The organism is Kineococcus siccus (genome assembly GCF_009906795.1).
Classification (GTDB): domain Bacteria; phylum Actinomycetota; class Actinomycetes; order Actinomycetales; family Kineococcaceae; genus Kineococcus; species Kineococcus siccus.
Genome location: NZ_JAAALN010000237.1, coordinates 1 through 6,037, shown reverse-complemented (window position 1 = coordinate 6,037; position 6,037 = coordinate 1). Strand labels below are relative to the sequence as shown.

Genomic DNA, 6,037 nt, shown 5'->3' with positions numbered 1-6,037 from the left:
GGTCCCTGGGCCGCGCTCCCGCCCGCCCGCGCCGCCGGAGGGCTGACCGCGGCCCAGGGACCGCCCGCCGCGCACCCGCGCGGGCCGGCCACCGTGCCGGGTGCCCCGGGGGAGTGGCAGAGTCGCCGTCGCGGCGTCCCGACCGGGACGCCGGGCAGTGCCCGCGGCGGCCGCCGACCGCGAGCACGAGGACCTGCAGGACGTCGGGCGGCGAGGCAGCCGCCAGTGAGGGGACGCACGTGCGTGTCGGGATCTTGACCGGGGGCGGGGACTGCCCCGGTCTCAACGCCGTCATCCGGGCGGCGGTGCTCGCCGGGACACAGCGGCACTCCTTCGAGTTCGTCGGGTTCCTCGACGGGTGGCGCGGCGTGCTGGACGCCGACGTCGTCCCGCTGGACGAGGCGCGGGTCCGCCCGCTGCTCGGCATCGGGGGCACGGTGCTCGGCTCGAGCCGGACCAACCCGATGAAGGACGGCCTCGAGGCCGGCGTGGCCGCGGTGCGCGCCTCGCTCGAGCGGCTGGGCGTCGACGCGATCCTCGCCATCGGCGGCGAGGACACCCTGGGCGTCGCCACGGCGCTGCACGAGGCCGGGGTGCCGGTCGTCGGCGCGCCGAAGACCATCGACAACGACCTGTCGGCGACCGACGCCACGTTCGGCTTCGACACCGCGGTGCAGACCGCGGTCGAGGCCTGCGACCGGCTCGCGAGCACCGGCGCCTCCCACCACCGCGCCATGCTCGTGGAGGTCATGGGCCGGCACGCGGGCTGGATCGCCCTGCACACCGGGATGGCGGCGGGGGCGCACGTCACCCTGCTGCCCGAGGAGCCCGTCGACCTCGACGCCGTCGCCGAGACCGTCCGCACGGTCCTCGCGCGGGGCGACGCCCCCCTGATCGTGCTCTCCGAGGGGGCGCCCGTGCTCGGCGAGCACGCCGTCAAGGACGCGCCGACCGACGCCTTCGGGCACGTGCAGCTGGGCGGGGCCGGCGAGCTGCTGGACCGCGAGCTCCAGGCCCGCGTCCCGGGCCTCTCGACCCGGCTCACCGTGCTCGGCCACCTCGTCCGGGGCGGCTCGCCGTCGGCCGCGGACCGCGTGCTCGCCACCCGGTTCGGCCTGTCCGCGATCACGGCGCTCGCCGAGGGCGACCTCGGCACGATGGCCGCGCTGCGCGGCACCGACGTCGTGCAGGTGCCGCTGGGCGACGCCACCAAGGTGCTGCGCACGGTGCCGGCGCAGCGCATCGCGGAGTCCGCGGGCCTGTCCTGGTGACGCCCGGCGCCTGAGGGGGCCTCCGGCACGGCGCTGGTGAGCACCGCGTCACGGCCCGTGCGGCCGCCTGCTCCGGCCGGGGTGCTCACCGCGCCCCGGCCGCCGGGCGGCCCCACGCGTCCGGAGATGGTGCGAGACTTCGGCGTGTGAGCAGTTCCACGACGAGCGCCGTCCCCGCAGCGACCGGCCCCAGCAGCAGCCTGTGGCCCGACCTGCCCGCCGCCCAGCAGCCGCAGTGGCCCGACGCGGCCGCGCTGGCCGAGGTGCACGCCGAGCTGGCCTCCTACCCGCCGCTGGTGTTCGCGGGCGAGGCCGACCAGCTGCGGCACCGCCTGGCCGCGGCCGCGCGCGGCGAGGCGTTCCTGCTGCAGGGAGGTGACTGCGCCGAGACCTTCGCGGGCGCCACGGCGGACGGGATCCGCCGGCGGCTGAAGACCATGCTGCAGATGTCGGCCGTCCTCACCTACGGCGCGGGCCTGCCGGTGATCAAGGTCGGTCGGATGGCGGGGCAGTTCTCCAAGCCCCGCAGCAGCAACGACGAGACGCGCGACGGCGTCACGCTGCCCGCCTACCGCGGGGACGCGGTCAACGACTTCGCGTTCACGCCCGAGGGCCGCACGCCGGACCCGCAACGGCTGCTACGCGCCTACCACACGGCCTCGGCGACGCTGAACCTCATCCGCGCCTTCACCAACGGCGGCTACGCCGACCTGCGCAAGGTGCACGAGTGGAACCGCGGGTTCGCCGCGACCGCCGCGAACGCGCGCTACGAGACCCTCGCCCACGACATCGACAAGGCCATGCGGTTCATGGCCGCGTGCGGGTCGGACTTCGACGCCCTCAAGACCGTGCAGTTCTACGCCAGCCACGAGGCGCTGCTGCTGGACTACGAGCGCCCGCTGACCCGGACCCTGGACGAGGAGCCGCCGCTGGCCGGCGCCGCGCCCGGCGACGACGTGCGCCAGGGCGGTCCCTACGACGTGTCCGCGCACATGGTCTGGATCGGGGAGCGCACCCGCCAGCTCGACGGCGCCCACGTCGACTTCGCGGCGAGGATCCGCAACCCGATCGGCATCAAGCTCGGCCCGACCACGACGGTCGACGACGCGCTCGCGCTCATCGAGAAGGTCGACCCGTACCGCGAGCCGGGCCGGCTGACCTTCATCACGCGCATGGGCGCGGGCCGGGTCCGCGAGGCGCTGCCCGCGCTGGTCGACGGCGTCCGGCGCGCCGGGTTCGAGCCGCTGTGGGTCTGCGACCCCATGCACGGCAACACGATCACGTCGACGAGCGGCTACAAGACCCGCCGCTTCGACGACGTCGTGGACGAGGCCCGCGGGTTCTTCGAGGTGCACCACGCGCTGGGCACGGTGCCCGGCGGGCTGCACGTCGAGCTCACGGGCGACGACGTCACGGAGTGCCTGGGCGGGGCGATGGAGATCGACGACGCTGCCCTCGGCACGCGCTACGAGTCGCTGTGCGACCCCCGGCTGAACCACCAGCAGTCGCTCGAGCTCGCGTTCCTCGCGGCGGAGATGCTCAGCGCCCACCACTGAGGCCCACTCCTGAGGCCCACCGCTCCCGCGCAGCACGACGCGAGGCCCCCGACCGAGTCCGGTCGGGGGCCTCGCGCCGGTCAGACGACCGTGAGCGTGACGGTGGAGCCCTTGGGGGCCGACGTCCCCGCGGCCGGGCTGCAGTCGCGGACGGTGCCGAAGATCCCGCCGAGGACGTTCTGGACGGAGACCCGGAAGCCGAGGCCCTCCAGCACGCTGCGCGCCGCGGCCACCTGCTGGCCCTGCACGCGCGGGATCACCACGAGCGGCGGGCCGCTGGAGACGGTGAGGCGCACGGTGTCGCCGCGGAACAGCGTCCCGCTCTGCGGTGCCTGGTCGAGGACCTGACCCGCGGGGGCGGTCTCGCTGGTCTCGGCCTCCGGCTCGCCCGGGACGAGACCCGCGTCGGTGATCGCGGTCCGGGCCTCGTCGAGCGTGCGGCCGACGACCTCGGGGACCGGGATGGGCTCGCGCCCCCTGGACACCACGAGGTCGACGGGGCTGTCGTGGTTGGCCAGCACCCCCACTGCGGGGGTCGTGCCCACGACGGACCCGTCGGGCACCTGCTCGTCGAAGGCCTCGGTGACCCGGCCGACCGTGAGCCCCGCGTCGGTCACGGCCCGCTCGGCGTCGTCGCGGGCGGTGCCGACGACGGCCGGGACCGGGAACTGCTCGATGCCGCGGGAGACGAGGACGGTGACGGTGCCCTCCTTGCGGACGTCGCGGCCCGCCGCGGGATCCGTGCCGATGACCGTGCCCGCGGGCACGGTGTCGCTGAACTCCTCGCGCTCCTCCACGGCGAACCCCGCGGTCGCGAGCGTCGTGCGCGCCTCGCCGGGGGTCGAGCCGGCCACCTGCGGGGTCGTCGTGAACGCCCCGGGCCCGGCCAGGAAGAACCACGCCACGCCGGCGGCGACGGCGAGCACGACGAGGGTGACGACCATCGCGACGACGCTGCGGCGACGGCGGCGCCCGCCCGGCCCGTACCCGACGTCCTCCTCGCGGGCCCGCGAGGCCGGGGCGGCCCCCCCGTCGCCGACGCCGTCGCCGGTGCCGTCGGGCGCCCCGGCGGCCTGGACGGCGGCGAGGTCGAGCCGCACCGTCGCCCCCGACTCCGCCCCCGAGCCGGCGGGCGTCGCGGCGCGCGCCGACAGCTGGGCCGGCGTGAGCCGGTCGTGCAGCTCGCGCAGGTCCCCGAGCATGTCGACGGCGTCGCGCGGGCGGTCGTCGGGGTCCTTCGCGAGCGCCTTCAGCACCACGGCGTCGAGCTCGGCCGGCAGGCCCGGCACGAGCGAGGACGGGGCGGGCGGCTCGTCGTAGACGTGGCGGTAGGCGAGCCGGACGGGGCTGTCGCCGGAGAACGGCGGCTGGCCCGTGAGCATCTCGAAGAGCAGGACCCCGACCCCGTAGAGGTCGCTGCGCGCGTCGGCGACGCCGCGGGCCACGCGCTCGGGGGCCAGGTACTCGGCCGTCCCCAGCAGCTCCGCGCCGGTCCCGCCCGTGCTGCCCTGCGTCGCGGCGGCCGACCGCGCGAGCCCGAAGTCCGCGACCTTGACGCGGCCGTCGTCGGCCACGAGGACGTTGGCGGGCTTCACGTCGCGGTGCAGGACGCCCTTGCGGTGCGCCTCGGCCAGGGCGTCCAGGACGGCCTCGGCGACGTCGAGCGCCTCCCCGGGGGTCAGCAGCCCGCGCTCGTGCACGACGTCGCGCAGCGTGCGGCCGCCCACGAGCTCCATGACGAGGTAGGCCGTCTCCCCGTCGGTGCCCTGGTCCAGGACGCTGACGACCCCGGGGTGCGCCAGGCGGGCGGCGGACTTGGCCTCGCGCACGAACCGCTGCCGGGCCTCGAGGTCGTGGGCCAGGTCCGCGCGCAGCACCTTCACGGCCACCTCGCGCTCGAGGCGCTCGTCCTCGGCGCGGTAGACAACGCCCATGCCACCCCGGCCGATCCGCGCGAGCACGCGGTAGCGCCCGTCGATGCGGCGCCCGACGAGGGGGTCGGAGAGGGTGGCGTCCACGGAGGGTGAGTCTAGGTGGACGGCGCGCCGACGCCGCCGCCCCGCGCCGCGGGTCGGGCGGACCCGGCGGGTGCGGTCCGGGGCGGCGGGGCGGGCCTCAGCGGAAGCGGGCCTGCAGCGTCTGGACGTTGGCGACGTAGCGGCGGGTGTCGTCGTACATGCCGCGCGCACGCACCGACGCGTTGCCCTGGTAGTAGGACGCGATCGCGACGTCCGGCGGGTTGTTCGCCACCAGGGTACGCAGGATCGCGACCCCGGCCTTGGCGTTGTCCTCGGGGTCGAAGAGGTCGATGTCCTCGTCGAGCAGGTCCTCGGCCCACTCCCCGGAGCTGGGGATGACCTGCATGGCCCCGATGGCGTTCGCGCTGGAGACGACCCGCATCGCGAAGCCCGACTCCTGGTAGGCGACCGCCAGCGCCAGCGACGGGTCCACGCCGAGGCGGACGGCCGTCGACCGGATGATCTCCTGCATGCGCGCGCGGCTCGGCAGGTCGGCGCCGGCCAGCCGCTCGCGGTTGGCGGCCGCGGCCTCGGCCACCGACCCCGCCTGGACGGGCGGAGCGGCGGCCGGCGCCGCGCCGCCCGCGAGCACGAGGCGCTGGCCCTCCCGCAGGAAGCCGTCCGCGCCGAGGTCGTTGGCCGCGCGCAGCTGCGCCACCGTGGTGCCGCGGGCGGCCGCGATGCCCGACAGGGTGTCGCCCGCCCGGACGGTGTAGGTCTCGCCCGCCGGCGCGGCCGGGGTCTCGGCGGGCGCCGCCGCCGCGCCCGGGCCCAGCGCGAGGACCTGGCCGTCGCGGATGAACCCGCGCGCGTCGAGCCCGTTGGCCGCGCGGAGCGCCGCGACGCTGGTGCCCTGCGAGGCCGCGATCGACGTCAGGGTGTCACCGGTGCGCACGGTGTAGCGGGCGGCCGCGTCGGGGCTGGCCGTGTCGGGGCTGGCCGTGTCGGTGCTCGCCGTGTCGGGGCCGGCGGTCGTGGCGGGGATGCGCAGCGTGCGGCCCTCGACGATGCGCGCGCCGCGGCCGAGGCCGTTGGCGGCCACGACGGCGGCGACGGTCGAGCCGTGCCGGGCCGCGAGCGCGCCGACGGTGTCACCGCGCTCGACGGTCACGACGACCTCGGCCGCGGGAGCCGCCGCCGGGACGGCGGCCGCGCGGGCCGCGGCGGGCGCGCCGGCCGGCACGGCCGCGGC

4 protein-coding genes are annotated in these 6,037 nt (G+C 77.0%); 2 read left to right on the top strand and 2 right to left on the bottom strand.

Annotation, left to right across the window (positions count from 1 at the left end; genetic code table 11):
• Positions 1 to 239: 239 nt before the first annotated feature.
• Positions 240 to 1,271: an ATP-dependent 6-phosphofructokinase gene (locus GTR02_RS18900; protein ID WP_166609032.1), complete on the top strand. Its 1,032-nt coding sequence runs from the start codon at positions 240 to 242 to the stop codon at positions 1,269 to 1,271.
• Positions 1,272 to 1,417: 146 nt separating this feature from the next.
• Positions 1,418 to 2,827: a class II 3-deoxy-7-phosphoheptulonate synthase gene (locus GTR02_RS18895; protein ID WP_166609031.1), complete on the top strand. Its 1,410-nt coding sequence runs from the start codon at positions 1,418 to 1,420 to the stop codon at positions 2,825 to 2,827.
• 80 nt (positions 2,828 to 2,907) lie between these two features.
• Here GTR02_RS18895 and pknB read toward each other — a convergent pair whose 3' ends face one another.
• Both pknB and GTR02_RS18885 read right to left on the bottom strand, forming a co-directional pair.
• Entirely contained in the window at positions 2,908 to 4,845 is a 1,938-nt protein-coding gene (gene pknB, locus GTR02_RS18890; RefSeq protein WP_166609030.1) for a Stk1 family PASTA domain-containing Ser/Thr kinase, read from the bottom strand.
• Between the two features lie 97 nt (positions 4,846 to 4,942).
• The coding region (locus tag GTR02_RS18885; protein ID WP_166609029.1) for a LysM peptidoglycan-binding domain-containing protein at positions 4,943 to 6,037 on the bottom strand (1,095 nt) is incomplete at its 5' end.